The organism is Cobetia sp. 5-25-4-2, from assembly GCF_013374075.1.
GTDB classification, from domain to species: domain Bacteria; phylum Pseudomonadota; class Gammaproteobacteria; order Pseudomonadales; family Halomonadaceae; genus Cobetia; species Cobetia marina.
Window position 1 is genome coordinate 22,108 of the sequence record NZ_BLWK01000008.1, and the last position, 26,399, is coordinate 48,506.

The window sequence follows — 26,399 nt, forward strand, 5'->3', positions numbered from 1 at the left end:
CTGCAGGCAGGCGACGCAAACCGCCGCACCCGAGGAGTCGGGGCGGCGGTTTTTCATTGTCGGCGGGAAGGGGCGGTGGAGATCAGAACGCTTCGATGGCGTTGCGGTAGTCCTTGAAGTCCTCACGCCGCGCATTGATGCGATTGGCCAGCGCGAAGTCGTCTGCCTTGCGTGCCGCCTCATCGGCCAGTTTCAGCTGGGCGAAGGCACTGTCCATGCGTCCCTCGAGCTGCTCGAATTCCGCCCGGTACAGGAAGGCTTCGGCCTGATGCCCGCTGCGGCCACTGGCCTCGGCTGCCAGATTCCACACCTTGGGATCATCGGGATGTTCGCGGCGCATGTCTTCCAGCTGTTGGCGTGCGCTGGCGGGGTCCTGCTGCAGCCTGACCTCGGCAAGTGCCAGGCGTGTCGGCAGGTAATCCGGCTGCAGGCGCAGCAGGCGTCTGGCGCGTTGCGTGGCCTCGTCATAGCGACGTGCATCCCGGGCGACCTCGATGGCACTGGCGCTGATCAGGGTGAGGTCGGGATGCTTGTCGTGCAGGCGGTCCAGCGCGGCGAGGGCGCTGTCGATCTCGTGATTCTCGGCGGCCGCCAGTGCCTGGTAGTAGGCGATGGCATCCGGATCGGCTGAATCCTCACGCAAGGTCACCAGCCCCTGGGAGGGCTGGCTCAGGTTGAGCGCCAGCAGGGCACGGGCGCGTATCATTTCGTAGGCCAGCGTGCCCAGCGGATCAGGGGTCGCGGTCTCCAGGGCATCGGCACGCGCCTGGGTGTCACCGATACGTGCTTCGGTGACCGGGTGCGTCAGCAGGAATTCCGGCGCGTTGCTGCCCTGCAGGCTGGCCATGCGCTGCATGGCGCGAAACATGCGGGGCATGGCCTCGGGGTCGAAGCCGGCACGCGCCAGCGCCTCGATGCCGACACGGTCCGCCTCCTGTTCGAAGCGGCGTGAGTAGGCCAGCTGATCCGAGATCGCCGCCGCCTGGGTGCCGGCCATGGTCGCGAGACCGGCCGAGCCGCCACCGCCGGCCGCGATCACCATGCCGGCGAGAAAACCGGCCAGTGTCGGCAGGCGAGTTTCAGCCTGACGTTCCATGTTGCGGGCAAAGTGATGCTGGGAGAGGTGGCCCAGCTCGTGGGCGAGCACCGAGGCGAAGGCGTCGCGGTCCGGCGCGAAGGCGAACAGCCCCGTATTGACGCCGACCACGCCGCCGGGCACGGCGAAAGCGTTCAGCTGACTGCTGGCCACCAGGGTGATGATGAAGTCATTGCGGTCCAGCTCACTCCAGGGCGCCAGCTTGCGAACGATGCCATTGATCCAGTCCAGCGTGATAGGGTCATCCCATTCACGCACGTGGGCGCGGAACTGGCGCAGCCAGGCGCGTCCGATACGATATTCATCGTTGCTGGAAATGCCGCCGCTGGCGCTGCCCAGGTCCGGCAGTCCATAGTCGTTCTGCGCCACGGCGGAGGGGGTGGCCAGGGAGGCACCCATCAGCGTCAGGCTGAGCAGCAGGCTGGACAGGGTGACGCGTGTGGTGCGTGCGTGACGAACGCGACCGCTCAAGGGGGACAGCAACGACATGCAGGCAATCCTCTTCAATAAGGTGCAAGGCACAGTCGGCCCGCACGACACATGAAGTGAGCCGGACTGACCTGGCGCCCCCTCACTCTCAGGGGGTGGCGGGGCGGAAAGTTGCTTTGTCAGGCAAGGTGCCCTTAAATCGGGGCGTTTTCAAGCTGCACCCTTCATGCGTGTGGCAGAACATCATAACGAGAACGGAAGGGCAGATGGCATTCGAACGACCTGGCGCTGAGACTGCGAATCCGACGGCTGATTCCACGGCCGATACCCACCTGACAACGCTCGATGCGCGCGGCCTGCACTGTCCGTTGCCGCTGCTGCGCACCAAGCTGGCACTGGCTGGCATGAGTGCCGGCGAGCAACTCGAGGTCCTCGCCAGCGACGCCGGTGCCTGGGGCGACATCCCCGCCTATCTGGCGCTGAGCGATCACGCGCTGGTCTCGCGTGAAGAGACGGCCGCGGGTGATTATCGCTTCGTGATCAAGGCGCTCACGGAGGATGACCCCTCATGACCATGAAGACCCTGTTGCGTGGCTGGTTGGAGCGCTATTTCTCCGATGAGGAGGCGGTGGTGCTGTTTCTGGTGCTGGTGCTGGTCTTCGCGGCCGTCATCTGGCTGGGCAGCATGCTGGCGCCATTCTTCACGGCCTTGATCGTCGCCTTCCTGCTGCAGAGCGGCGTGAGCTTTCTGGAGCGGTTCGGCTTGCCGCGTCTGGCCGCCGTCAGTCTGATGACGCTGGTGTTCATGGGCATCATGCTGGCCAGTGCGCTGATCCTGTTGCCGCTGGTCTGGCATCAGCTGGCCAATCTGATCCAGGAGATTCCCGGCATGTTCGCCTCGGGTCAGCGCTGGCTGGGCGAGTTGCAGCAGCGCTTCCCCGGCCTGATCACGCCGGAGCAGGTCCAGCAGTGGGTCGGCGCCGCCGGGCGTGAGCTGACCCAGTTCGGGCAACGTGCGGTGTCCCTGTCGCTGGCGTCGCTCGGCAACCTGATGGGCGTGGTGATCTATCTGGTGCTGGTGCCGATCCTGGTGTTCTTCATGCTCAAGGATCGCGAGCGGCTGGTGGAGTTCACGCTGGCATTGCTGCCGCGCAAGCGCCTGCTGATGAGTCGGGTGTGGAACGAGATGGATGACCAGATCGCCAACTTCGTGCGCGGCAAGGTGATCGAGATCGTCATCGTCGGTGGCGTCAGCTACGTCACCTTCGTCATCTTCGGATTGCCGTACTCGGCGCTGCTGGCCATCGTGGTCGGTTTCTCGGTGCTGATTCCCTACATCGGGGCGGCGGGGGCGACCCTGCCGGTGGCCGCCGTGGCCGGTTTCCATTTCGGGCTGGGCGATACCTTCATGTACGTGATGATCGCCTACGGCATCATCCAGGCACTGGATGGCAACGTGCTGGTGCCGTTGCTGTTCTCGGAGGCGGTCAATCTGCACCCGGTGGCGATCATTCTGGCCGTGCTGTTCTTCGGCGGGATCTGGGGCTTCTGGGGCGTGTTCTTCGCCATCCCGCTGGCCACGCTGATGAAGTCGCTGCTCTACGCCTGGCCGCGTCGTTCCCGCGCCGAGGCAGGCCTGCCCGAAGAAGAAGTGCAGAGCTGAGCGCATGTCCCGGGCCTCGTCCCGTGTCGCCTGCATGAAAAAGCCCCGCCGATCGGCGGGGCTTTTTCATGGGCGAGTGGCGGCGTTTCACCGCCATGGCCCTCCAGCAGGATCCTTGCGCACAGGCAGGCCTTGACGCTCGGGGCTTGCAGCCTTCCGGCGAGCATCACTTGCCGGCGTCGAGCTCGCGGGCGGCGTCCAGCACTTCCTCGACATGGCCCTTGACCTTCACGCCACGCCATTCGCGCGCCAGATTGCCGTCGGCGTCGATCAGGAAGGTGGAGCGCACCACGCCGAGACTTTCCTTGCCCATGAATTTCTTCATGTGAATGACGTCAAAGATCTTGCACAGTGTCTCGTCCGGGTCGCTGATCAGCTCGAACGGGTAGCCCTGCTTGGCCCGGAAGTTCTCGTGGGTGCGCAGGCTGTCGCGGGAGACGCCGAGAATCACGGTGTTGGCCGCTTCGAATTCCTTGAGGTGGTCGCGGAAGTCACCGCCTTCGGTGGTACAGCCCGGCGTGTGGTCCTTCGGGTAGAAGTAGATGACGGCTTGCTTGCCCTTGAGGCTCGCCGGGGTGACTTCGGTATCACTGGTGGCTTGTGCGGTAAAGTCGGGAATTGGCTGACCGAGGCTGACGCTCATCGTGCTCTCCTGGCGATGACTGACGGCCATGTGGCGGCTGACAGTATGGAATGAGGAAAAAAACCGGCAGTCATGGGCATCGCGCTTGCCCGGTTCTGCGGTATGTCCTGCATTACACGCAGGGCGCCCGAACTTGTCAAAGACGGGGCAGAACTCTTGTGTTTCACCGCCTTGGCGACCGGCGTCATCGGGCCCGTCCGGCGTGCATCTGTCCCGTGGACAGGCGAGGGAATCCATCGCTTTGCACAACCGGTGCAGATGGCGTCTGTACAGGCTTCGATGGTCTTTGTAACATCATCACCCTTGGCGCGACTCGCGTGTCGGCGTGCCCACGCAATCAGAGTCCTGCGTCAACCAATCTATGTCAGATGTCTGTCCCCGGGATCTGCTGTTTCAACAGCACAGGGACACGCCTGGCGCATCAGGCACCAGAGGAGAATTCGAGGGATGATCACAGGTAGCATTGTCGCACTGGCGACCCCGATGAAGGCCACCGGCGAGATCGACTGGGACGCCCTGCGCCAGCTGGTCGCCTTCCACCTCGAAAATGGCACCGATGCCATCGTCGCCGCCGGCACTACCGGCGAGCCGACCACCATGTCCTTCGCGGAGCACTTCGATGTGATCCGCTGTGTGGTCGAGACGGTCGCCGGCAAGATTCCGGTCATCGCCGGGACTGGCGCCAACGCCACCTCCGAAGCCGTCGAGCTTGCCCGTTATGCCAAGGAAGTCGGTGCGGATTACTGCCTCTCCGTGGCGCCGTACTACAACAAGCCGACCCAGGAAGGGCTCTATCAGCACTTCAAGGCCGTCGCCGAGCAGGCCGGCATTCCGGTCATTCTCTACAACGTGCCGGGTCGTACCTGCTCCGATATCTACAACGAGACGGTCTTCCGCCTCGCCGAGCTCGACAACATCGTCGGCCTCAAGGATGCCACCGGCAATCTGGAGCGTGGTCAGGAGCTGATCGACCGCCTCAAGGGCACCGATTTCGCGCTCTACTCCGGTGATGACCCCACGGCCTGCGACTTCATCCTGATGGGCGGCCACGGTGACATCTCCGTGACGGCCAACGTCGCACCGCGCCTGATGCACGAGATGTGCGCCGCCGCCGTCGCCGGCGATGCCGAGCGTGCTCACCAGATCAACACGCGTCTGATGCCGCTGCACTCCGCGATGGGCGTTGAGTCCAACCCGATTCCGGTCAAGTACGCCATGCATCGCATGGCGCTGGCACCGGAAGCCGGCGTGCGTCTGCCGCTGACCTGGCTGTCCGAGCAGTATCACTCCACGGTCGATGAAGCGCTGCAACTGGCCGAGGTGCTCAACTGATGAGTCAGCGTCTTGTGCCACTGGCCCTGCTGACGGCTCTCGCGGTCGCCGGCTGCTCCAGTGATGGTTATTACTATGACCGCAACAGCGAGTATGCGAACGCCAGCATCGCGCCGCCGCTCGAGCTGCCCGAGACACGCAATCGTGCCGAATATCAGGACTCGATGCCGGTGCCACAGGCCAGCAGCGATTTCCTGGCCAGCGATGACTTCGAGGCGCCGCGTCCGCAGCCGCTGGCGACCAGCGAGAAGGGACAGCGTGAATTCGTCGCCCTGCGTCAGAGTGGCGATGCCCGCTGGCTGGCGGTGAATGCCGCGCCTGCAGCGGTCTGGACGCGCCTGCAGACCTTCGCGCGTGACCAGCAGCTGGACGTGCAGAGCATCGATGCCGGCAAGGGCGAGATCACCACCAGCCAGGGCGTGATCAGCGTCAATCAGGGCCTGCGTGCCGACGCCTCTGAAGTGCGTTGTCAGCAGGGCGGTGACGTCTCCGGCAGCTGCCTGAACGCGCTGCGTGGCTATCTGGCCGCCTCGCCTGCAGACAGCGGTGTCTCGCTGGCGGCGCAGTCGCTCAGCCGTGACGACCGGGTACGTCTGGAAGGCCGTGACGGTACCTGGCAGATCGACCTGGCACTGGATACCGAGCGCAGCTGGGCCGAGCTGCTCTACCAGCTGCAGAAGAACTTCAACACTGACTACCAGAAGCTGGTGGATCAGAACCGCTCACGTGGCGAATTCATGGTCAACTACATCCCGCGGGAAGATCGCGACGGTGGCTGGCTGGGGATCGGCGGGGATGGCGAGCCGCTGCCGATGGTGCTCACGCTGCGTGGCGAGCAGGACCATACGCTGGTCACAGCCAAGCGCGCCGACGGTGAAGAGACCACGCCTGCACTGGCCCGCGAGCTACTCGACGCCGTGGCGTCGACGCTGCGCTGAGCATGCTGCTTGATGCGTCTGCCGCCTCATTCGACCTTGCGTCGGATGAGGCGGCTGCGTTCTCGGCGCCGGCCCGCAGCGGCGTGATGTCGATGGCTTCGCTGGGCAGTGGCAGCAAGGGCAACGGCACGCTGATACGCACGCGTGAGGCGCTGGTGCTGGTGGACTGTGGCTTCACGCTCAAGGAGAGCGAGGCGCGTCTGGCGCGGCTCGGGGTGCATCCCTCGCAGCTGGATGCTGTGCTGGTCACCCATGAACATGGTGACCATCTGGGAGGCATCGGACCGCTGGCGCGCCGTCATGGCGTGCCGGTGCATCTGACCACGGGCACCTGGCTTGCCGGTCGCGCGAAGAAGCTGGGCACGTTGCCGAGCCGTCATCTGATCACGCCGCAGCAGGAATTCGCGATCAAGGATCTCGAGATCCTGCCGGTGACCGTGCCGCATGATGCACGTGAGCCGGTGCAGTTCGTGTTCAGCCGACGTGGCGAGACGGCCACGCGGCGTCTGGGCGTGCTGACGGACCTCGGTCACGTCAGCGAGCACGTGCTGAGCTGCTTTGCCGACTGCGATGGTCTGGTGCTGGAGTTCAACCACGACCCGCAGATGCTGGCCAGTGGCCCTTACCCGCCCAGCCTCAAGCGGCGGGTCGGTGGACGGCTCGGCCATCTGGCCAACGCCCAGGCCTGTGCCGCGCTGCCGTATCTGGGGCTGGAGCGCCTGCAGCGGCTGGTCGCCTCGCACCTGTCGGAAAGCAACAATCATCCGTCATTGGCCCGGGAGGCACTGGCCCCCTGGCTTGCGGATGACGATAGCCGCCTGATCATCGCCGCGCAGGACAGCGGCTTTGGCTGGCAGGCCATCGCCTGATACTCATGACGCCCGGTCGCTTCGCGATCGGGCGTTTGTGATTCTGGATGAGCTGACCAGATGGACAGCTCTCGAATCACGCCATACACCAACGCCACGGTCCTTCTCGACTGGGCGTGACAGACTCAAGCGTGATCGATTCATCGTCGACCGCCTCAACACTCGACGCGACTAGCGTCATCAGGGGGAATCTCATGGAAAAGCGTGAAGAGCTCTACGCTGGCAAGGCCAAATCCGTCTTCGTCACCGACGATCCGGATCTTCTGCTGCTGGAATTCCGCGACGATACCAGCGCCTTCGACGGCAAGCGTATCGAGCAGCTGGACCGCAAGGGCATGGTCAACAACAAGTTCAATGCCTTCATCATGGAGAAGCTCAAGGCGGCCGGTATCCCGACCCACTTCGAGCGTCTGGTCAGCGACAACGAGTGTCTGGTCAAGCGTCTCGACATGATGGCGGTGGAGTGCGTGGTGCGTAACATCTCCGCCGGCTCACTGGTGCGTCGTCTGGGTGTCGAGGAAGGCCTCGAGCTCAATCCGCCGACCTTCGAGCTGTTCCTCAAGAACGACGAGAAGGGCGATCCGATGATCAACGAATCGCTGGTCGAGACCTTCGGCTGGGCAGAGCCCAAGCACCTGGCGCGCGCCAAGGAACTGACCTTCCAGGTCAACGACATCCTCAAACAGCTGTTCCTCGATGGCGGCATCCTGCTGGTCGACTACAAGCTCGAGTTCGGTGTCTTCAAGGGTGAGGTCGTGCTGGGTGACGAATTCTCGCCGGACGGCTGCCGTCTGTGGGATGCCGAGACGCGCGAGAAGCTCGACAAGGACCGCTTCCGTCAGGGGCTGGGCGGCGTGATCGAAGCCTACGAGGAAGTCGGCCGTCGTATCGGGATCGATTTCACGGCGTGAGCATGGCGTGAGGCCGCCGCCTCACTCACGATGCACGCATGAACGAGACGACCCTCCTGCCAGTGGCAGGAGGGTCGTCTCGTGTCAGAAGTTTGCATGTGCAGAGGTTTGCATGTGCAGAGGTGAAGCGGTACGGAGGCGTTACCCGTGGCGCAGTCTCGCCAGCTCGATCACCTGCTGTGCGACACTCGCCAGCGCGTGATCCTGACCTTCGTCATCCAGGCTGCCATCCTCGCGAAAGGCACTGCCTGCCCGGGATACCGCGATCTGCTGGGGCGCGACCAGCATGCCGAGGTTGTTCAGGTAGAGTCGCACGAACGGCAGGGCGCGCATGCCGCCCATCCCGCCCGGGGACGCCGAGACGATGCCGACCGGCATGCCGCGCAAGGCATCCATGCCGCTCTGGCCTTCGGTGTCCGGACGCGACAGCCAGTCAAAGGTGTTCTTGAGCAATGGGCTGAAGAAGCCATTGTATTCCGGGGTGGCCAGCAACAGCCCCTGATGGCTGGCAAACAGGGCCTGCAGACGGTCTGCACTGGCAGGACGCCCGTTGGCTTCTTCGCTGTCCCCATCGTAGAGCGGCATCGGGAAGTCGTTGAGGTCGAGCAGGTTGATCTCGGCTCCCTGATCGCCGGCCAGATGGGCGAGACGAGTGATCAGGCGCCGATTGACGGAGGCCTTGCGGGTACTGGCGGCAAAGGCAAGCAGACGAATACTCATGCGGCGGACTCCCGGTGGAACACGTGAAGATGCTGGAATGCACGCCCAGTATGGTCAGGAGTCGTGACGGTTCGCCAATGCAATCTGGCATTGTCCTGATCTGGCACCGCTCTCTCGTTCAGCTGGCCACGATGGCGGCGACCTGCATCGTCAGGCTGCCGTCGGGTTGGGTGTACGCCGTGAAGCGCACATCCACGTCCACCAGCTGCACGCCATATTGACGCTTGCCATCGGCAGCCTTGGCGGCGTGGTAGGCGGGGCGCGGGTCCTGGGCGAGCACTTCCTCGATCAGCGCGCGCAGCGTGGCACTGTCGGAGCGCTGTTCAAGCTGCTGCTCGGCCTCGTCACTGAACATGACGGCATGGCGTGGCGGCGGGGCAGGCGCGTAACCGGCACGTGCCTGGGGCACGGCATCGACCCACGGCAGATAGGGCTTGATGTCCATCACCGGCGTGCCATCCAGCAGGTCATGGCCGCGCAGCAGCAGGCGCACGCCGCTGTGCCTGCCCGTCTGTCTGCCCCCCGGCCTGTCGCTGGCGCCTGTCTCGACGCCTGCAAGCTCGACCACCGACTGGCCCAGTCGGTTGGGACGATGGGTACTGCGCGAGGCGAACACGCCGGTGCGTGCATTGCCACCCAGGCGTGGCGGGCGGATCAGCGGCGTCCAGCGTGTGGGGCTGGCGTGGAACAGGAAGTGGATCCACAGGTGGCTGAAGCCGTCGATGTCGCGCACGCAGTCCGGGTCATCGAAGGGCGGCAGCAGGTGCAGGATGGCGGTGGCATGGCGTGCCAGACCCGGCTGGCGGGGAATGCCGAACTTGTCCGGGTAGCAGCTCTCGATGATGCCCACCGGCTGCATGGTCTGTTGCCCCAGTGCCATGGCCTGCTCACGCAGATGAGAGGGCAGCAGCGGCATGCGCCTGGCCAGTGCGGCATCGCTCATCGGGCGCTCGGCCGTGTCGGCGGTCGGATGGGGGCTGGCGGGCTGATCGGAAGAGGACATGGCAAGACCGTGGCAGAGGCTGAAGTGATGACGGGGCAGGGTGTCGTGTGACATCCCGGGCCGCCATGATGCCATGCTCGTCGTCGTACGGCATGACTGGTCTCGCCGGGCTGGCTTGTGTAGTCTGCCGCGAGAGCAGTGCCCAGCGGCACTGAGTCGTGATGCTGGCGTCGGAGCGAGAGTGCTCCACGCGATTCTTGAGGGCCAATCAGACCATGTCAGACCCCATCGCCATTGCCGCCACCGCCGATGGCCTGCAGCCGACGCTGGATCTTGATCATCTGGCGCAGGCGAGCCAGCAGTTGATCGAGGCCGGGCGCGCACTGGACGCTGCCGGTCAGGTGCCCGCCACGGGCGGCAACTTCTCCTGTCGCCTCAGTGATCGCCTGATGGCGGTGACTGCCTCGGGATGCCACAAGGGCCGCCTGACCAGTGGCGATATCCTGGTCAGCGATTTCGCCGTCAGATTGCTGGGCACCTCAGGCAAGGCCTCGGACGAGGCACGCCTGCATGGCCAGCTCTACGAGGATCTGCCGCAGGCGCAGGCGATTCTGCATACCCACTCCAGGGCCGCCACCGTGCTGTCGCTGTGTCATGAGGGCGACACCCTGAACCTGGAGGGCTTCGAGCTCAACAAGGCCCTGGAAGGTATCAAGAGCCATGAGACGCCAGTACGTCTGGCGGTGTTCGACAATACTCAGGACATCGATGCACTGGCGCTGGACGTGCGGGCCCGCCTCAAGGCGGATGCCGGCCTGCATGGCTACCTGATCCGTGGTCATGGCCTCTATACCTGGGCCAGCAGCATGACGGCCTGCCGCCGGCATGTCGAAGCGCTCGATTTCCTGATGGGCTGTGAACTGGAACTGAGGAGACAGCGATGAGCTTTCTGGCCATCTACGCCGAACAGGACGCCTCGCGTCCGCAGTTGATCACGACCGATGGCGCGCGGATCGCCAGCGAACTCGAGGCCGAAGGCATCCGCTTCGAGCGCTGGACGGCGGGCTGCGAGTTGCGTGATCCCACCGACCAGGCTCAGGTGCTGGCGGCCTACGCCGACGATGTCGCGCGTCTCAAGCTGGAAAACGGCTTCGTGACCGCCGACGTGATCGGTCTGACGCCGGATCACCCCGAGCGGGAAGCGCTGCGGGGCAAGTTCCTCGATGAGCATCGCCACGCGGAGCACGAGGTGCGCTTCTTCGTGCGCGGCAGCGGCATCTTCTACCTGCATCTGGGTGAGCGGGTGCTGGCGGTCGGTTGCGAGAAGGATGACCTGATCGCCGTGCCGGCCGGTACCGCGCACTGGTTCGACATGGGACCGACGCCGGACTTCACCGCCATCCGCCTGTTCACCAATCCGGAGGGCTGGGTCGCCAACTTCACCGACAACGACATCGCCGCCCGCTTCCCGCGTCATGAAGCGCTGGCGGAACACTTCACCCAGACTGCCGCCCCGCATTCCCAGGAGTCCGCATGATTCGCGCCATCGTCACTGACATCGAGGGCACCACCGGCTCGATTCGCTTCGTGCATCAGGTGCTGTTCCCCTATGCGCGCGCCAATCTGGGCGATTTCCTGCGCGCCAATGCCGAGCGCGATGATGTCGCCGAGCAGCTGGCAGCCACCCGTGAGCTGGCCGAGGCGCCCGAGGCGGACCTCGAAACCGTGATCGGCATCCTGGAAGGCTGGATCGATGCCGATCGCAAGGCCACGCCACTCAAGGCCCTGCAAGGCATGGTCTGGGCGAAGGGCTACGCGGACGGCGACTTCACCGGCCATGTGTATCCCGATGCCGTGAAGGGATTGCGTGACTGGAAGGAACGCGGGCTGTCCCTGCATGTCTATTCTTCAGGCTCGATCCAGGCGCAGAAGCTGCTGTTCGGTCACTCGGATGCCGGGGATCTCACACCGCTGTTCGCGGGCTACTTCGATACCACGACAGGGCCGAAGCAGGAGGCCGAGAGTTATCGTCGGATTGCCGCACAACTGGGCCTGCCCGGTGCCGAGATCCTGTTCCTGTCCGATGTGGTGGCTGAGCTCGATGCCGCCGCGGCCGCCGGCTTCCAGACCTGGCAGCTGGTCCGTGAGCCCGGCATGGTCACGGGGGATCACCCTCAGGCCAGTCGCTTCGATGAAGTGTCCTTCAGTGGGTGAGAGGCAGTCGCTGATCAGACGTCTCTCGACACCCTCTGCGCCACCGCGAGTCAGCCGCATTCCCGAAAGCGAATCGCCCCGTCCCGGGGCACAAGGAGGACCTACGATTGCACAGCCAGACCGATAGCCGCGCAGCAGCCTCGCGCATCAGCATCGTGACCGCGCAGCCGCGCCACGCCGCGGATCAGGCCGAGGTGTTCTATCAGGCCGTGATGCAGGGAGCGGCCAGTCACTATGATCTGGCGCAACGCCAGCAATGGGCGTCCCGTGTGCCCAGGGATGCCGAGCGCTGGGCGGCGCGCCAGCATCGCTTCGAAGTGCTGGTGGCCGAACGGGACGGGCGCTGCATCGCCTTCTGCGAGTATGCCCCTGAATGGCCGCTGGCCCGGATCGAGATGCTCTACGTCTACCCGGGGCTGACCGGGCAGGGGATAGGCACCCGCTTGCTGGAGGAGGCCGAACAGGACCTTCGCCGACGCAAGGTGCGGGTGGTGAGTCTGGAGGCCAGTCTGATGCTGTCGCCAGGGCTTGCACGCCGCGGCTGGGAGAGTCTGGGGCTTGAGCACGTCAAGCGAGGCGGCATCTGCCTCAAGCGCGAGCGCTTCGAGAAACGTCTCGACGAGTGACGCGTGCGTCACGGTGATATCGGACATGAAGACGCCCCCACCGGTCACCCGGTGGGGGCGTCTTGCGTTCGACAGGGTAACGGACCTGGCTGGCGATCAGGCCATGGTATCGACGATACCACCTTCCACCCGCAGCGCGGCGCCGGTGGTGGCGCTGGCCTGCTCGGAGGCCGCGTAGACGCTCATGTTGGCGACTTCCTCGGGGCTTGCCATGCGCTGGAGGATGGAGGTGGGGCGGGTCTGCTGGACGAAGTCGGCCTCGACCTCCTCAAGCGTCCTGCCTTGCTCCTCGGCGTTCTTCTTGAGCATCTCGAGCACGCCCTCGGAGCGGGTCGGCCCGGGCAGGATGGCGTTGACGGTGACCTGCGTGCCGGACAGCACCTTGGCGAGCCCGCGTGAGACGGACTGGACGGCGGACTTGGTCATGCCGTAATGGACCATCTCGCTGGGGATGTTGAGCGCCGACTCGCTGGACAGGAACTGGATGCGCCCCCAGTCGCGCTCCTTCATGCCACGCGCATAGTGGCGGGACAGACGTACTGCCGACATCACGTTGACCTGGAAGAACTGCTCCCAGGTGTCGTCGTCGGTCTCGAAGAAGTCCTGTGGGGCGAAGATGCCGACATTGTTGATCAGGATGTCGGTGTCCGGGACGGTCTGGATCAGCGTGTCGCAGCCTTCGCGCGAGCCCAAGTCCGCGGCCACGCCCTGTACCTTGCTGTCAGGGACGTCACGCTTGAGCTGGGCGATGGCGTCATCGACACGTGCCTGGGTACGGCCGGTCAGGGTGACGCTGGCACCCGCGCGGGCGAGTCCCGTCGCGATGGCAAGGCCGATGCCGGCGGTGGAACCACTGATGATGGCGCTGCGTCCGTGTAGATCAATCTGCATGCAACCTCCTTCACGGCAAGCGACGGCGTTCGCACACGATGGCCCGGCACCTGGGTGAGTGCCGGGACAACGGTCACGAATCGGCTCGCTGCTGTCATCTGGATGTCCTTGTTGCGTGGCGGTGCCGGGCGCGCAATGCAAGGGGCAGCGCCGGTGCGGATCAGATCTTGCGAAGGTGCATGTGACGCAACAGGCCGCCAGGCCCGAGGTCGCGGTCTTCCATGCGCTGTATGGCATGCCCTTCCAGCAGGCCATCGAGAGGCACGCTGAGATTGGTGGCCAGCAGGCGGGCCAGCGGATTGAGCAGCCGCCGGATCACCCCGGCTGGCTGCTGACCGCGCAAGCCCTTGTCGAGCAGGGACATCTCGCCGTCTGATGCCAGCACGCGCAATGCTTCATCGAAGGCTGTCTGCGGTTCTGGCACGACCGCGAAGATCAGGTGGGCGATCACGACGTCAAAGTGGCCATCGGGAAAGTCGAGTGCCATGGCATCGCCCAGCTTGACGTTGGCATCGAAGCCCAGCGCCTCGGCGCGCTCGCGGCAGCGGCGCAGCATGGCGGGCGAGGCATCGACCACCTCGAGTTCGATGTCACGGGGCAGGAAGGGCAGGTCGAGCCCGGTACCGCCGCCGAGCAGCAGCACGCGAGTCCCGGCTTTCAGGTCCAGTGTCGCGATGGCGTCTCGGCGTGCCGAGCGCAGGACACGCGCTGCCACGCGGTCGTAGACCGGTGCGTAGAGGCTCCAGCGGCGGGTCTGCCAGCGTCCGCCTGACACCGTGGAGGCGGCAGGCGGACGCTGATGAGGAGATGGCGAGGACATGGAGCGCCTCCCTGGCGGTATGGCAAGGCGTCATGAAGATGGACCGGTGTCACCGGTGGCATCAGCAGGACAGGAGCTGACCAGCAGGAAGACACTCACCTGTCATCTGGCTAGCGGGTCTCGACAGTGTAGATGCGCATCGACAGGTCGATGGCCGTCACGTCCTTGGTCAGCGCGCCGATCGAGATGCAATCCACGCCGGTGGCGGCGATGCCGGCCAGGGTGCTCTCGTTGACGTTGCCCGAGGCTTCCAGCACGGCTGGCTGGGCATGCGCCTTGTTGCGCGCGACGGCCTCGATGAGCTGATCGTTGTTGAAGTTGTCGAGCATGATGACGTCGGCACCGGCATCCAGCGCCTGTTCCAGCTCCGCGAAATTCTCGACTTCCACTTCGCAGGTCAGGTCCGAGGCGATATCGCGTGCCTCACGGACGGCGGCCGCGATGCTGCCACAGGCAGCGATATGGTTTTCCTTGATCAGGAAGGCGTCATACAGGCCGATGCGATGATTGTGGCCGCCCCCGCAGCTGACGGCGTATTTCTGGGACACTCGCATCCCGGGCAGCGTCTTGCGGGTATCCAGCAGACGCACGCCGCTGCCTTCCACGAGTGAAGCGTAGTGGTGGGCGCGGGTCGCGGTACCGGACAGCGTCTGCAGCAGATTGAGTGCTGCGCGCTCTCCGGTCAGCAGTGAGCGAGCGGGGCCTTCCAGCTCAAGGAAGGGCGTGTCGGCCTCGAGTCGGTCACCATCGCTGGCCAGCCACTTGAGACTGACACGCGAGTCGAGGCGACGAAAGAGCTCATCCACCCAGGGCACGCCGCACAGAATGGCCGCCTCACGGCTGATCACCCGGGCCTTGGCCCACTGTCTTTCGGGAATCAGCTCGGCGGTGATGTCGCCACCGCCAACATCTTCGGCGAGCAGGCGGGCGGCGCTGGTGCGGATATCCTCGGCGAGGGCGTCGTGGAAGTTCATGCGCGTCTGATCCTTGTGCAAGAAGTGCTGCCGGAGCTGGTATCGCGCCGCAGGAAGCCCCCCGACACAGACCCATGGCTGCCGAGCATGCCATAATGTGCGCCATTATAGGAAAAGCCGCGCGGGCGGTCAGTCCCTGTGTGCGATACCGGTGCGATATCTCGCCTGACGGTGCACCGGGCCGGCAGGATCACGATCAGGCCGTCATGAATCTCACGCCCCGCGTGCAATGTCGTTCCCGTCTGGAGTCATCGATGCCCCCCTCGTCTTCCTCCCCATGGTCGGGCCAGCTGGCGCGACTGGCTGTCACCCCTGAGCACTGGCTGGAAAATGCCCGTCAGGTGCCGTCGCCCAACCACAATGCGCGTCCCGAGGGCGAAGTGTCGGCATTGGTGCTGCATTCCATCAGCCTGCCACCGGGGCGCTTCGGGGGGCCGGCCATCGAGCAGCTGTTCACCAATCAGCTCGACCCCGGTGCCCATCCCTACTTTGCCGACATCCATCATCTGCGCGTCTCGGCGCATGTGCTGATCCAGCGTGATGGTCGTCTGGTGCAGTTCGTGCCCTTCGATCGTCGTGCCTGGCATGCGGGGCGGTCGCGCTGGCATGACGGAGCGCGTGAGCGCGTGGAGCTCAATGACTTCAGCATCGGCATCGAGCTCGAGGGCGATGAGGTGCACCCCTACCGCGAGGTGCAGTACCGGACGCTGGCACGGACGGTCGCCGGCCTGATGGCCCGCTACCCGGCGCTGACCCGTGAGCGCATCACCTCGCATGCGCGGATTGCGCCGTTGCGCAAGACGGATCCTGGTCCCGCCTTTGACTGGGCTTACTTCGATCGCCTGCTGGACGACATTCAGGACTAAGGTCGCAAGTGCCTCGCGATGGTGCAATGCAGCATGCAGGGGCCGGATTCCGGTCAGGGAGCGTAGCCACGGGGCGCGTTGGTAGTTTTATTACAAGACGTGCTCCAGGCGACGGCTGGCATGCGGCGGGAAATCCCGCTCGGCACTGGCCGAGACCCGCACGGCCACGGCGGTGCCAGTCCATGGCGCACGGCTGCGCGGCCATGCGCACCGAATTGGCACGGGGGGGTGTTTGCGGTATCTTTCACGCCAAATGACTGCATCTTGTGCCCTGCTTTGACGCACGAAGCACAACGCATCTGGCAGCCGGAGTTTCCGGTTGCCGCGGTTTTATCGGAGACGCGGCCCACTCAGAAGGCTGTGCCCACACTGAAGAGCGCCACTGGTTCCGATGTAGCATTTCGTCGGAACAACTGACAAAAAATTTCTTCACTCGGAGAGACGTCTATGAGTCTGGAGGCAAGAGAAGATCTCGATCCGATCGAAACCACGGAATGGTTGGACTCCCTGGAATCGGTTCTGGATCGTGAGGGTGAGGATCGTGCCCAGTACCTGATGTCACGCCTGGCCGACCGCCTGCGTCGTGATGGCCATCAAGTACCCTTCTCGGTGACCACGCCCCATCGCAACAGTATCCCCGTGCACCGCGAAGCGCGCATGCCGGGCGACCTGTTCATGGAGCGTCGTATCCGTTCGCTTATCCGCTACAACGCCATCGCTCAGGTGATCCGCAACAACCGTGCCCACAAGGGCCTGGGCGGTCACATCTCGAGCTTCATGTCCAGTGCGACGCTTTATGATGTAGGTTTCAACCACTTCTTCCGTGCACCGGAAGGCGATTTCGAAGGCGACCTGCTGTATATCCAGGGCCACGTGGCACCGGGTATCTATGCACGTTCCTTCCTGGAAGGTCGTCTCAGCCAGGAGCAGATGGACAGCTTCCGTCAGGAAGTCGACGGCAATGGCCTGTCCTCCTATCCGCACCCGTGGCTGATGCCGGATTACTGGCAGTTCCCGACCGTCTCCATGGGTCTGGGCCCGATCCAGGCGATCTACCAGGCGCACGTCATGAAGTACCTCAACTCGCGTGAGTTGAAGTCCATGTACGACCGCAAGGTGTGGTGCTTCATGGGTGACGGCGAGTGTGACGAGCCGGAATCCCTGGGTGCCATCTCGCTGGCGGGTCGCGAGAACCTCGACAACCTGATCTTCGTCATCAACTGCAACCTGCAGCGTCTTGATGGTCCGGTGCGCGGCAACGGCCGCATCATGGACGAGCTGGAAGGCGTCTTCCGTGGTGCCGACTGGAACGTGCTCAAGGTCACCTGGGGTCGCTTCTGGGATCCGCTGTTCGAGCAGGACAAGAAAGGCATCCTGCAGAAGCGCATGGACGAGGCGGTCGACGGTGACTACCAGAACTACAAGGCCAATGGCGGCGCGTACACGCGTGAGCACTTCTTCGGCAAGTACCCGGAGACGGCCGATCTGGTCAAGGACATGTCAGACGACGATATCTGGCGTCTGAACCGTGGTGGCCATGACCCGTACAAGGTCTACGCGGCGTATCACGAGGCAGTCAACAACGCCAATGGTCGTCCGACCGTCATCCTGGCGCACACCGTCAAGGGTTACGGCATGGGCATGGGCGATGGCGAAGCGGCCAACGAAGCCCACCAGGTCAAGACCATGGAACACGAAGCGCTGAAGACATTCCGCGATCGCTTCGGTATTCCGCTGACCGACGAACAGCTCGAGGAAGTGCCGTACTACAAGCCGGCGGACGACAGCCCGGAAATGAAGTACATGCACCTCATGCGCGAACGCCTGAACGGCTACCTGCCCCAGCGTCGCACCGAGTACGAAACGCTGGAAATCCCGCCGCTGGACGACAAGATCTTCGCGTCCCAGCTCAAGGGCTCCAACGGGCGTGAAGTGTCCACCACCATGGCCTTCGTGCGCGTGCTCAACGGTCTGGTCAAGCACAAGACCCTCGGCGAGCGTGTCGTGCCGATCATTCCTGACGAAGCGCGTACCTTCGGCATGGAAGGCATGTTCCGTCAGCTGGGCATCTACACCGCGGCAGGCCAGAAGTACGAGCCGGTCGACAAGGGTCAGATCATGTATTACCGCGAGGACCAGAAAGGTCAGGTCCTCGAGGAAGGTATCTCCGAAGCGGGCGCCATGTCCGCGTGGGTGGCGGCGGCAACGTCCTACGCCAACCACAACCTGCCGCTGATGCCGTTCTACGTCTACTACTCGATGTTCGGCTTCCAGCGCATCGGTGATCTGGCGTGGGCCGCGGGCGATCTGCAGGCACGGGGCTTCCTGGTCGGCGGGACCGCCGGGCGTACTACCCTGAACGGTGAAGGTCTGCAGCACCAGGATGGCCACAGCCATATCCTGGCCTCGACCATCCCGAACTGCCGCACCTACGACCCGACCTACGCTCACGAAGTGGCGGTCATCGTGCAGGACGGCATGAAGCGCATGTTCGAGCAGCACGAGCCGGTCTTCTACTACCTGGCGGTGATGAACGAGAACTACGAGCAGCCGGAGCTTGAAACGGTGCCCGCAGACGACATCATCAAGGGCATGTACCTGCTCAAGGAAGGCGCGAAGGACGGCAAGGCACGCGTTCAGCTGCTGGGTTCCGGCACCATCCTGCGTGAAGTCGAAGCCGCTGCCGTGATGCTGAAGGACGACTACGGTGTCGATGCCGACATCTGGAGCGTCACCAGCTTCAACGAGCTGCGTCGCGAAGCGCTGGAACTGGATCGTCAGGCCTTCCTCAAGCCGGAAGAGACCCCGGCCAAGCCGCACATCACCCAGTGCCTGGAAGGACGTGACGGCCCGGTCGTGGCGGCCACTGACTACATGAAGCTGTTTGCTGACCAGGTTCGCGCCTGGGTGCCGGCTGACTATCACGTGCTCGGTACCGATGGTTTCGGTCGTTCCGATACCCGCGAGAAGCTGCGTCACTTCTTCGAAGTCGACCGCAACTTCGTCACCGTCCAGGCCCTGAAGGCGCTGGCGGATCGTGGTGAGATCGACCGCAAGGTGGTCGCGGAAGCGATCAAGACCTACGGCATCGACCCCAACAAGCCGAATCCGCTGAGCGTCTGAGCGGAGATCGCGGAACAGGCGAGCGGCACTCCATCCTCGACATCAAGATGATGCGAAGGTGATTCGGGTGTCGCTCCCCGTGCACGTTTTGGAAGGAGCACGATCTTGAGCAGCGAAATCATCAAGGTTCCCGACATTGGCGGTAGTTCCGATGTCGAGATCATCGAGATACCGGTGGCGGTCGGAGATGTCATCTCCGCCGAAGACACCATGATCACTCTTGAGTCCGACAAGGCCAGCATGGATGTGCCGGCACCGAAGGGCGGCAAGGTGGTGAAGATTCTCGTCAAGGAAGGCGACACCGTCTCCGAAGGCGACGACATCCTGGAGCTGGAAGCGGAAGGCGGTGGTGACACCTCCTCTGATGCTTCTGATGAGCAGGATGCGCCGAAGGAAGAGGCTCCCAAGCAGGAAGCGTCTGAGCAGCAGGCGCCGAAAGAGGCCGCTGCTGCACCGAAGGCCGCTTCCGGTGGTACCCGGACCGTCGACATCGTCGTGCCGGACCTGGGCGACTCCGAGGCCGTGCCGATCATCGAGATGGCCGTCTCCGAAGGCGACGAAGTCGACGCCGAGGATGCGCTGATCACGCTGGAGTCCGACAAGGCCAGCATGGACGTCCCGAGCCCGCACAAGGGCAAGATCGTCAAGCTGACCGTCAAGGAAGGCGACAACGTCGCGTCCGGTGACGTCATCGGTCAGATGGAAATCGCCGGTGAAGGCGGTGACAGTGCGGCGGAATCAGCGCCGGCGGAAGAATCCTCCGCGTCTGAGACTGAGTCTGAAGAGACCGCCTCTGAAGCGCCGGCTGCCGAAGAAGAGCCGGCCTCCGGTGAGCCGGCCTCCGGTGAGCCGGAGCGCAAGGAATTGCGTGTCCCGGATCTCTCCGGCAGCGACAGCGTGCCGATCATCGAGATGGCCGTGGCCGTCGGTGATGAGGTCAACGAGGAAGACGCGCTGATCACGCTGGAATCCGACAAGGCGACCATGGACATCCCGAGCCCCTACAAGGGCAAGGTGGTGGAGCTTTCCGTCAAGGAAGGCGACACCGTGTCCGAGGGCGACCTGATCGGTTACCTCGAGGTTGCCGGTGCCAAGCCTGCGCCGAAGGCTGCCAAGGCGGAGGCTCCGGCCGCGCCCAAGGCAGACAAGGCCGAGCAGAAGCCTGAGCCGACACCGGCCGGTACGCCGAGCCCGGAAGCCCAGATGGCGGCCCACAAGCCGAGCAAGGGTGCCAAGGTCCACGCAGGGCCTGCGGTTCGCCTGCTGGCGCGTGAGTTCGGTGTCGATCTGGCGGACGTGTCCGGCAGCGGTCCGAAGGGCCGTGTGGTGAAGGAAGATGTCCAGGCCTACGTCAAGCAGATGATGCAGAAGGCCAAGTCCGCACCGGCGGCCCCTGCCGCGCAGGCCACCGGCGGTGCCGGTATCCCACAGGTGCCGGATCAGGACTTCAGCCAGTTCGGTGAGATCGAAGAGTCGAAGATGGGCCGCCTGATGAAGGCGGGTGCCACCAACCTGCATCGCAGCTGGCTCAACGTCCCGCACGTGACCCAGTTCGATGAAGCCGACATCACCGAGCTCGAGGCCTTCCGCAAGTCCATGAAGGCCGAGGCAGAAGCGGCAGGCGCCAAGCTCACGCCGCTGCCGTTCATGATCAAGGCGGCTGCCCACGCGCTGGCCAAGTATCCGCAGTTCAACGTCAGCCTCAAGTCTGACGGCGAGACCCTGGTGCACAAGAAATACGTGCACATCGGTATCGCGGTGGATACGCCGGACGGCCTGATGGTGCCGGTGATCCGCAATGCGGATCAGAAGAGCCTGCTGGAGCTGGCCCGCGAATCCGTGGAGCTGGCCAAGAAGGCGCAGACCAAGAAGCTCAAGCGCGAAGAGATGACCGGTGGTTGTTTCACCATCTCGAGCCTTGGCTCCATTGGGGGTACTGCCTTCACGCCGATCGTCAACACGCCGGAAGTCGCCATCCTGGGTGTCTCCAAGGCGCAGATGAAGCCGGTGTGGGATGGCGCTGCCTTCCAGCCGCGTCTGATGATGCCGCTGTCGCTGTCCTACGATCACCGTGCGGTGAACGGGGCGGATGCGGCACGCTTCACGGCGTATCTGGCTCAGGTGCTGACCGACGTGCGTCGTCTGCTGCTCTGATCCGTACCTTGCATGACAAGGGCAGGTGCCAGATGGCCTGTCGACAGAACGGCCTCCTTCGGGAGGCCGTTTTTTTGTGCATGTCCGTTGGCGTGGCAGGGCGGCGACAGCTGTTGCTGCCCTGCACAACATGCGATGCTTCACGCCAACCTGCCGCGATCTGCCGCATCGTGCTGGCACTACCCGGGAAGGCCGGTTCTCGCAACACACAAGGAGCAAGACAATGGAATGGTTGATGGACCCTTCGGCATGGGTGGCTCTGGCGACCCTGACCGCGCTTGAGATCGTGCTGGGCATCGACAACATCATCTTCCTGTCGATTCTGGTCGCGCGCCTGCCCGAGGCTCAGCGCCAACGTGGCCGCATGATCGGTCTCGGCCTGGCGATGGGCATGCGCATCGTGCTGTTGATGTCGTTGTCGTGGCTGATGTCACTGACGACACCGTTGTTCAGCGTGCTGGATTTCAGCTTCTCCGGGCGGGATCTGATCCTGGTCTTCGGGGGGCTGTTCCTGCTCGGCAAGAGCACCCATGAGATCCATGCCAACCTCGAGGGTGAGGACCCGGCGGAAGAGGGCGCGAAGAAGGGCGGTGCCAGCTTCATGGCGATCATGGTCCAGATCGCGTTGATCGATATCGTCTTCTCGCTGGATTCGGTGATCACGGCGGTGGGCATGGTCGACCATCTGACGGTGATGATCATCGCGATCGTCATCTCGGTGGGCATCATGATGGTGGCGGCCAAGCCGATCGGTGATTTCGTCGATCGCCATCCGACCATCAAGATGCTGGCCCTGTCCTTCCTGATCATGGTCGGCATGATGTTGATGGTCGAAGGCTTCGGCGTCCATGTGCCCAAGGGCTACATCTACGTGGCGATGGCCTTCTCGCTGGCGGTGGAAATGCTCAACATCCGGCTACGCGGCAAGCGGGCCAAGGCGGTGCGGCTGCGTCGCAGCAGCCAGGCGGAAGAGGTCGCCGAGTGAGGTCATGACCCCCAGGCCATGACGCCTGAACCCTGAAATGAGTGGAACCCTGCCATGACGCCCCTGCGACCGAGTGCCGCGGGGGGCGTCATGCCATCGTGAGGCTGGATCACGAGGCGCTGCACGCGGCGATCGCCTCGTCCGTCATCAATGAGCCAAAACAGTGCCAAGGGGCGTCATGCGCGCCTTTGGTGTGCTTGTGCGATGGCCGTGTGAGCGGTATCGTCAGCCCTTGCGTTGCATAGCGATGACATAATGAGATCGTCAGTGCGTGGAGAGTGTTGGTCACGCCACCAGTCGGTCCGCTTCCTGTTTCATCCTGGTCGCAAGCCGCTCGAGGCCCCGTGGCTGTCTCCTTCACTGTCATGTCGATGGGGAGACACTGCGCAGGTCAGCGCGTGAGCCGAGTCGTCTTGAGCGCTCGGCGGCCAGAGCGCCTCGGATGGCCATCTGCCGTCGAGGGCAGGGCACACAAGCCCGGATGACCCATTTACACCTGTTTCACGCTTTTCATTTGCACACTCAAGGAGCAGTACCGATGCGTTTGATCCTGTTGGGCGCCCCCGGCGCCGGCAAGGGCACTCAGGCCCAGTTCATCTGCGAGCGTTTCAACATCCCGCAGATTTCCACCGGAGACATGTTGCGTGCAGCGGTCAAGGCCGGCAGCGAGCTGGGGCTCAAGGTCAAGGAGATCATGAATACCGGCGGGCTGGTGTCCGACGAGATCATCATCGCTCTGGTCAAGGAACGCATCAGCCAGCCCGACTGCGAGAACGGCTTCCTGTTCGATGGCTTCCCGCGCACCATTCCGCAGGCTGACGCCATGAAGGAAGCGGGCGTGAAGCTGGACCACGTGGTCGAGATCGCCGTGGCGGACGAGGAAATCGTCAAGCGCCTGTCCGGTCGTCGTGTGCACCCGGATTCCGGTCGTGTCTATCACATCGAGTACAACCCGCCGCGCGAGGAAAGCAAGGACGACGTCACTGGCGAAGCCTTGATCCAGCGTGAAGATGACCGTGAAGCCACGGTGCGCAACCGTCTGTCCGTCTACCATGAGCAGACCGAGCCGCTGGTCGAGTACTACTCCAGCTGGTCCGCCACTGGCGATGCCCAGGCACCGGCCTACCATCGCATCGAAGGCATCGGTTCCGTCGATGACATTCGTGCCCAGCTGGTCAGCGCGCTGGAGCAGTGAGTCGCGTTGCCTGAGACGGCATGAGGACTATGGCGCCGCCATGGCCCGCATGATGTGCTCTTTCGGTATCAAGCGCCTTGAAAACGCCCGCAGGCTTTGTCTGCGGGCGTTTTCTTTGGTCGCGAAAGCGAAATGGCGTGTTGCGACAGACCCCTTCTGCAGCGCAGGTTCGCGGCCTGTGGCACGACTGACGCACAGCGCCGACACCTGCCGTGGACACCCTGCGTCTTTTGCTGCTAGCGGGGGACGGGTAGAATCGCGTCACATTTTTCTGATGATGAACCGCCCATGACCACGCTTCTGGCCATTGATGCATCCTCCTCCGCCTGTTCCGTTGCCCTGTGGCAGGACGGCGTTGTTACTGCCGAGCGCTGTGAAGCTCCCCGTCAGCATACCCAGCTGATGATGCCGATGATCGAGACGCTGCTGGCAGATGCCCAGCTGACGTTGAAGGATCTGGACGCGCTGGCCTATGGCCACGGCCCGGGTTCCTTCACGGGCCTGCGCATCGCGGCTGGCACCATCCAGGGGCTGGCCTTCGGGCTTGAGGTGCCGGTGATCGGTGTCTCGACCCTGGCGGCGCTGGCGCTGCAGGCCCATCGCCATCACCACGCCCGTTTCGTGTTGCCGATGCTGGATGCCCGCATGGGCGAGCTTTACACCGGCGCCTATCGTGTGGCGACCTCCGCCGAAGGTGAGGTCGAGGTCAGCCAGCTGCTGCCCGAGCAGGTCGTGGCGCCGGGACTCGTGGAGTTGCCCCAGGAGCTTCGTGAGCACGACTGGCTGGCCATCGGTTCCGGGCTGGTCATGCACGATGCGCTGCCGGAAGCCTTGCGCGCCAGCATCGTGCAGCGCCTGGAGGCACCGCAGCCGGATGCCGAGGACATGGTCATCCTGGCGGCGCAGGCCTTTGCGCGCGGCGAGGCAGTCGCTGCCGTCGAGGCGCAGCCTGTCTATCTGCGCAACGAGGTGGCATGGCGCTGATGGCGCCAGGGATCGCCATCCTCTCGCGTCAGTCAGGTGGTCTGCCAAGGCTGCCGTAAGGTTTCAGCATCACACTGCGGCCCCTGATGTCGGTCGCGCATCGGCTGACAGGGAACCGTTCTGTCATCACCGCACCTCGCAGTGCCACAGGCGATGTCTGTCGTCCGTGTGGGCCATTGAGGCCCGTTACTCTTAAAAGGATGTTTCATGGAACTCATGCACGTGGTGGCGTTGGCCGTCATTCAAGGTCTGACCGAATTTCTGCCGATTTCCTCCTCCGCTCACCTGATCCTGCCCTCCCAGGTGCTTGGCTGGCCGGACCAGGGACTGGCCTTCGATGTCGCGGTCCATGTCGGCACTCTGCTGGCCGTGGTGATGGCCTTTCGCAAGGATGTCGTCAATATCCTCGCTGGCTGGTTCGGACAGTTCAGCGGTTCTGGCGGGCTTGCGGCGCGTCAGACCGACGACAGCCGTCTGGGCTGGGCGGTATTGCTGGCGACGCTGCCGGCCGTCGTCTTCGGTGGCCTGTTGGGCGATGTGGTGGAAACGGCCGGGCGTTCGACTGCCGTGATCGGCACGACCACCATCGTCTTCGGTCTGCTGCTGTGGTGGGCGGATGCCAAGGGCACGCGCACGCGGGATCTGGCGACGCTCACGCTCAAGGGGGCGTTGATCATCGGTCTGTTCCAGGCATTGGCACTGATTCCGGGCACCTCGCGCTCGGGCATCACCATCACTGCCGCACTGCTGCTGGGCTTCGAGCGTCAGAGTGCGGCACGCTTCTCCTTCCTGCTGTCGATTCCGCTGATTCTCGCGGCGGGCTCACTCAAGGGGCTGGAGCTGATCGAGACCGGCAGTGAAGCCCAGCTGTTCGATGTCGGACTGGGTGTGGTGCTGTCCTTCGTCTCGGCGCTGGTGTGCATCAAGCTGTTCCTCAAGGCCATCGACAGCATCGGCATGTTGCCCTTCGTCATCTACCGTCTGCTGCTGGGCGTGCTGCTGTTCGGCATGCTGTTGCTGTAAGTCGCATACGGCAGGTTCAGTCTTTCTCCGACGGCGTCGCTCTTGCGGCGCCGTCGGCGTTTCTGTCAGCCTTGCTTGCGTTTATCATGTCGCCTTTGTGCTGGTCTTTCGCGAGTCCCAGCGTCTCTTCATTTCCATAGAGCCCGTTCATGCTGCCATCCGATCCCCTCGCTCCTTCCTCTGACGCCGCTGCCGCGACCCCCGTGATCGCCATCGCTCGCTCGCAGCTGGCGGTGCACCCGGAGCTCGCCATGCTGGCGGCGCACTTCGGGATCGCCATCCGGGACGATGATGCGTTGCCGGCTCTGCGGCTCGAGGTGGCGCAGGACGAGCAGGGCATACCGCGGGTCGTGATCGCCGGTGACGAGCGCGAGTACGGCAAACCGCTGCATGTGGATTTCGTCGCTGGTCGGGCGGACCACCGCCGGCGTTTCGGTGGGGGGCGCAATCAGCTGATCGCGCGGGCCTGTGGCCTGAATCGCGGCGCACTGCCAAGCATCGTCGATGCCACCGCCGGGCTGGGGCGCGATGCCTTCGTGCTGGCAAGTCTCGGATCGCCGGTGCTGATGATCGAGCGTGTCGCCGCGACGGCGGCGATCCTGGTCGATGGCCTGACCCGCGCGCAGGGCTGTGCAGACGACGAGATACGCGAGATCGCGCTACGCATGCAGGCGCTGCAGGGGGATGCCTCGCGTGATCTGGGAGAGCTCGTCGCGCTGTGGGATCAGCCGCCGCAGGTGGTGCATCTGGATCCGATGTACCCGCACCGTGACAAGTCCGCGCTGGTGAAGAAGGAGATGCGGCTCTTCCGTGCCCTGGCGGGGGATGACGCGGATGCGCCGGCCTTGCTGGATTCGGCACTGGAGGTCGCGACCCATCGGGTGGTGGTCAAGCGTCCACGCAAGGCTGAGCCGATCGGCGGCATCGCGCCGAGTCATGTGGTGGAGGAGAAGACCAGCCGCTACGACGTCTACGTCAAGCAGGCGCTGCGCTAGCCGCG

General features: G+C 64.1%; 25 protein-coding genes. 18 read left to right on the forward strand and 7 right to left on the reverse strand.

All coding sequences use genetic code 11. The features are described from left to right. Positions 1 to 82: 82 nt before the first annotated feature. Positions 83 to 1,585 carry a M48 family metalloprotease gene (locus HXS65_RS15005; RefSeq protein WP_176494297.1) on the reverse strand — a complete coding sequence of 501 codons (1,503 nt, stop codon included), beginning with the start codon at positions 1,583 to 1,585 and terminating at the stop codon, positions 83 to 85. Positions 1,586 to 1,791: 206 nt separating this feature from the next. Between HXS65_RS15005 and HXS65_RS15010 the strand changes: the two genes are divergently transcribed. Both HXS65_RS15010 and HXS65_RS15015 read left to right on the forward strand, forming a co-directional pair. Continuing rightward, positions 1,792 to 2,097 carry a sulfurtransferase TusA family protein gene (locus HXS65_RS15010; RefSeq protein ID WP_077380174.1) on the forward strand — a complete coding sequence of 102 codons (306 nt, stop codon included), beginning with the start codon at positions 1,792 to 1,794 and terminating at the stop codon, positions 2,095 to 2,097. Further along, on the forward strand, positions 2,094 to 3,188 hold the full coding sequence (locus HXS65_RS15015) for an AI-2E family transporter (protein WP_077380172.1): 1,095 nt from the start codon (positions 2,094 to 2,096) through the stop codon (positions 3,186 to 3,188). Before HXS65_RS15010 ends, HXS65_RS15015 begins: the two co-directional genes overlap by 4 nt. A gap of 166 nt (positions 3,189 to 3,354) precedes the next feature. On the opposite strand, the gene HXS65_RS15020 is transcribed toward HXS65_RS15015, so the two are convergent. Further along, entirely contained in the window at positions 3,355 to 3,831 is a 477-nt protein-coding gene (locus tag HXS65_RS15020) for a peroxiredoxin (RefSeq protein WP_077380170.1), read from the reverse strand. Between the two features lie 447 nt (positions 3,832 to 4,278). On the opposite strand from HXS65_RS15020, the gene dapA reads away from it, so the two are divergent. The 4 genes from dapA to purC all read left to right on the forward strand — a co-directional run bounded on the left by dapA (position 4,279) and on the right by purC (position 7,881). Then, positions 4,279 to 5,163 carry a 4-hydroxy-tetrahydrodipicolinate synthase gene (dapA, locus tag HXS65_RS15025; protein WP_077380168.1) on the forward strand — a complete coding sequence of 295 codons (885 nt, stop codon included), beginning with the start codon at positions 4,279 to 4,281 and terminating at the stop codon, positions 5,161 to 5,163. Further along, the gene (locus HXS65_RS15030; RefSeq protein WP_176494298.1) at positions 5,163 to 6,101 is read left to right on the forward strand and encodes a hypothetical protein; all 939 of its coding nucleotides are present in this window, start codon (positions 5,163 to 5,165) and stop codon (positions 6,099 to 6,101) included. Before dapA ends, HXS65_RS15030 begins: the two co-directional genes overlap by 1 nt. 86 nt (positions 6,102 to 6,187) lie before the next feature. After that, a complete protein-coding gene (locus HXS65_RS15035) occupies positions 6,188 to 6,970 on the forward strand; it encodes an MBL fold metallo-hydrolase (RefSeq protein WP_084209591.1) in 783 nt (260 codons plus the stop codon). Between the two features lie 194 nt (positions 6,971 to 7,164). Continuing rightward, a complete protein-coding gene (gene purC / locus HXS65_RS15040) occupies positions 7,165 to 7,881 on the forward strand; it encodes a phosphoribosylaminoimidazolesuccinocarboxamide synthase (protein WP_077380164.1) in 717 nt (238 codons plus the stop codon). Between the two features lie 141 nt (positions 7,882 to 8,022). Here purC and HXS65_RS15045 read toward each other — a convergent pair whose 3' ends face one another. Beyond that, positions 8,023 to 8,601 carry an NADPH-dependent FMN reductase gene (locus tag HXS65_RS15045; RefSeq protein ID WP_077380162.1) on the reverse strand — a complete coding sequence of 193 codons (579 nt, stop codon included), beginning with the start codon at positions 8,599 to 8,601 and terminating at the stop codon, positions 8,023 to 8,025. Positions 8,602 to 8,719: 118 nt separating this feature from the next. Next, on the reverse strand, positions 8,720 to 9,460 hold the full coding sequence (gene tsaA, locus HXS65_RS15050; RefSeq protein WP_174775667.1) for a tRNA (N6-threonylcarbamoyladenosine(37)-N6)-methyltransferase TrmO: 741 nt from the start codon (positions 9,458 to 9,460) through the stop codon (positions 8,720 to 8,722). A 359-nt stretch (positions 9,461 to 9,819) separates the two neighbouring features. On the opposite strand from tsaA, the gene HXS65_RS15055 reads away from it, so the two are divergent. The 4 genes from HXS65_RS15055 to HXS65_RS15070 all read left to right on the forward strand — a co-directional run bounded on the left by HXS65_RS15055 (position 9,820) and on the right by HXS65_RS15070 (position 12,384). Next, a complete protein-coding gene (locus HXS65_RS15055; RefSeq protein ID WP_176494299.1) occupies positions 9,820 to 10,488 on the forward strand; it encodes a methylthioribulose 1-phosphate dehydratase in 669 nt (222 codons plus the stop codon). Continuing rightward, positions 10,485 to 11,081 carry an acireductone dioxygenase gene (locus tag HXS65_RS15060; RefSeq protein ID WP_077380160.1) on the forward strand — a complete coding sequence of 199 codons (597 nt, stop codon included), beginning with the start codon at positions 10,485 to 10,487 and terminating at the stop codon, positions 11,079 to 11,081. The genes HXS65_RS15055 and HXS65_RS15060 overlap by 4 nt, the downstream gene beginning before the upstream one ends. After that, on the forward strand, positions 11,078 to 11,758 hold the full coding sequence (gene mtnC, locus HXS65_RS15065; RefSeq protein ID WP_077380158.1) for an acireductone synthase: 681 nt from the start codon (positions 11,078 to 11,080) through the stop codon (positions 11,756 to 11,758). Before HXS65_RS15060 ends, mtnC begins: the two co-directional genes overlap by 4 nt. Positions 11,759 to 11,865: 107 nt before the next feature. After that, the gene (locus HXS65_RS15070) at positions 11,866 to 12,384 is read left to right on the forward strand and encodes a GNAT family N-acetyltransferase (RefSeq protein ID WP_240499645.1); all 519 of its coding nucleotides are present in this window, start codon (positions 11,866 to 11,868) and stop codon (positions 12,382 to 12,384) included. A 96-nt stretch (positions 12,385 to 12,480) separates the two neighbouring features. On the opposite strand, the gene HXS65_RS15075 is transcribed toward HXS65_RS15070, so the two are convergent. From HXS65_RS15075 to nadC, 3 genes are all read right to left on the reverse strand, one after another. Next, entirely contained in the window at positions 12,481 to 13,275 is a 795-nt protein-coding gene (locus tag HXS65_RS15075) for an SDR family NAD(P)-dependent oxidoreductase (RefSeq protein WP_077380156.1), read from the reverse strand. Positions 13,276 to 13,435: 160 nt separating this feature from the next. Further along, on the reverse strand, positions 13,436 to 14,095 hold the full coding sequence (locus HXS65_RS15080; protein ID WP_176494300.1) for a class I SAM-dependent methyltransferase: 660 nt from the start codon (positions 14,093 to 14,095) through the stop codon (positions 13,436 to 13,438). A 110-nt stretch (positions 14,096 to 14,205) separates the two neighbouring features. Further along, positions 14,206 to 15,069, reverse strand: coding sequence for a carboxylating nicotinate-nucleotide diphosphorylase (gene nadC, locus HXS65_RS15085; protein WP_077380152.1), 864 nt, complete (start codon positions 15,067 to 15,069; stop codon positions 14,206 to 14,208). A 254-nt stretch (positions 15,070 to 15,323) separates the two neighbouring features. Between nadC and ampD the strand changes: the two genes are divergently transcribed. The 8 genes from ampD to HXS65_RS15125 all read left to right on the forward strand — a co-directional run bounded on the left by ampD (position 15,324) and on the right by HXS65_RS15125 (position 26,394). Next, the gene (gene ampD / locus HXS65_RS15090) at positions 15,324 to 15,935 is read left to right on the forward strand and encodes a 1,6-anhydro-N-acetylmuramyl-L-alanine amidase AmpD (RefSeq protein WP_084207887.1); all 612 of its coding nucleotides are present in this window, start codon (positions 15,324 to 15,326) and stop codon (positions 15,933 to 15,935) included. A 447-nt stretch (positions 15,936 to 16,382) separates the two neighbouring features. Then, positions 16,383 to 19,058 (forward strand): pyruvate dehydrogenase (acetyl-transferring), homodimeric type, encoded by a 2,676-nt coding sequence (gene aceE, locus HXS65_RS15095; RefSeq protein WP_077380148.1) that lies wholly within the window; start codon positions 16,383 to 16,385, stop codon positions 19,056 to 19,058. 105 nt (positions 19,059 to 19,163) lie between these two features. After that, complete coding sequence (aceF, locus tag HXS65_RS15100; protein ID WP_176494301.1) at positions 19,164 to 21,212, forward strand: pyruvate dehydrogenase complex dihydrolipoyllysine-residue acetyltransferase; 2,049 nt, start codon at positions 19,164 to 19,166, stop codon at positions 21,210 to 21,212. 223 nt (positions 21,213 to 21,435) lie between these two features. Beyond that, a complete protein-coding gene (locus HXS65_RS15105) occupies positions 21,436 to 22,197 on the forward strand; it encodes a TerC family protein (protein ID WP_077380144.1) in 762 nt (253 codons plus the stop codon). Positions 22,198 to 22,735: 538 nt separating this feature from the next. Next, complete coding sequence (adk, locus tag HXS65_RS15110; RefSeq protein WP_176494302.1) at positions 22,736 to 23,392, forward strand: adenylate kinase; 657 nt, start codon at positions 22,736 to 22,738, stop codon at positions 23,390 to 23,392. Between the two features lie 288 nt (positions 23,393 to 23,680). Continuing rightward, complete coding sequence (gene tsaB / locus HXS65_RS15115) at positions 23,681 to 24,376, forward strand: tRNA (adenosine(37)-N6)-threonylcarbamoyltransferase complex dimerization subunit type 1 TsaB (protein ID WP_077380140.1); 696 nt, start codon at positions 23,681 to 23,683, stop codon at positions 24,374 to 24,376. Between the two features lie 207 nt (positions 24,377 to 24,583). Continuing rightward, on the forward strand, positions 24,584 to 25,399 hold the full coding sequence (locus HXS65_RS15120) for an undecaprenyl-diphosphate phosphatase (RefSeq protein ID WP_077380138.1): 816 nt from the start codon (positions 24,584 to 24,586) through the stop codon (positions 25,397 to 25,399). Positions 25,400 to 25,650: 251 nt separating this feature from the next. Further along, the gene (locus HXS65_RS15125; protein ID WP_176494321.1) at positions 25,651 to 26,394 is read left to right on the forward strand and encodes a class I SAM-dependent methyltransferase; all 744 of its coding nucleotides are present in this window, start codon (positions 25,651 to 25,653) and stop codon (positions 26,392 to 26,394) included. The last annotated feature ends 5 nt before the right edge of the window (positions 26,395 to 26,399 follow it).